An 878-nucleotide genomic window follows, 5' to 3' on the forward strand; every position below is an offset into this window, starting at 1 on the left:
AGTCGGCAAAGGCGCGCGCCTTGGCGCTGGCGAGGCGTCCGCTCGGGAACAGCGCCCACAGGTCGATCGGGGGGAGCGCCCAGTCGGGCAAGACCTCGACCACCGCGCCGCTGGCGAGCTCGTTGGTGAACATCCACTCGGACGCCACTGCGAGCCCCATGTCGGCGAGCACCGCGGCGCGCAGGCCTTCCGCCGCTGTCACCCGCAGCCGCCCGCCGACGCTGACCGAGGCCTCGGCCCCGCCGGTGTGGCGGAAGGTCCAGGGCGCGGCTTCGTAGCGGGTGTAGACCACCGCCTGATGCCCAGCGATCTCCGCCGGGCTGGCGGGCGTGCCGGCGCGGGCGAGATAGGCCGGTGTCGCCACCAGCAGCCGCCGCCCTGCCGCCAGCTTGCGCGCTGTCATGCTCGAATCCGGCAGCGGCCCCATCCGCAGCGATACATCGACACCTTCCTCGACCATGTCGATCACCCGGTCGTCCATGATCACCTCGAGCGCGAGTTCGGGATGCTCGGCCATGAAGGCGGGCAGGCGCGGGACGATATGGAGCCGCGCGAAGGTCGTCGCCGCCGAGATCCGCAGCCGTCCGGTGAGGCCCTTGCCCGCACCGCGCGCGGCCACTTCGGCCTCGTCCGCTTCCTCCAGCGCGCGGCGGGCGCGTTCGTAGTAGCGCTGCCCCGCTTCGGTCGGCGAGAGGCCGCGCGTGGTCCGCGTCACCAGCCGCACCCCGAGCTGGTCCTCGAGCTGCGCGATCATCTTGGACACCGCCGGCTGGCCGACATTGCCCTGCCGAGCGGCGGCCGAGAAGGACCCCGTGTCGATCACCCGCACGAAGGTCGCCATTGCATGGAAGCGGTCCATCTTCATTCCCCCCTGGAAT

1 protein-coding gene is annotated in these 878 nt (G+C 71.9%); it reads right to left on the minus strand.

Annotated features, from left to right (window positions below; all coding sequences use genetic code 11):
* On the minus strand, positions 1–859 hold an 859-nt coding region (locus AX708_RS15665; RefSeq protein ID WP_066526186.1), incomplete at its 3' end, for a LysR family transcriptional regulator.
* Positions 860–878 lie beyond the last annotated feature (19 nt).

This window comes from Erythrobacter sp. CCH5-A1, assembly GCF_001557115.1.
Taxonomy (GTDB): Bacteria; Pseudomonadota; Alphaproteobacteria; order Sphingomonadales; family Sphingomonadaceae; genus Erythrobacter.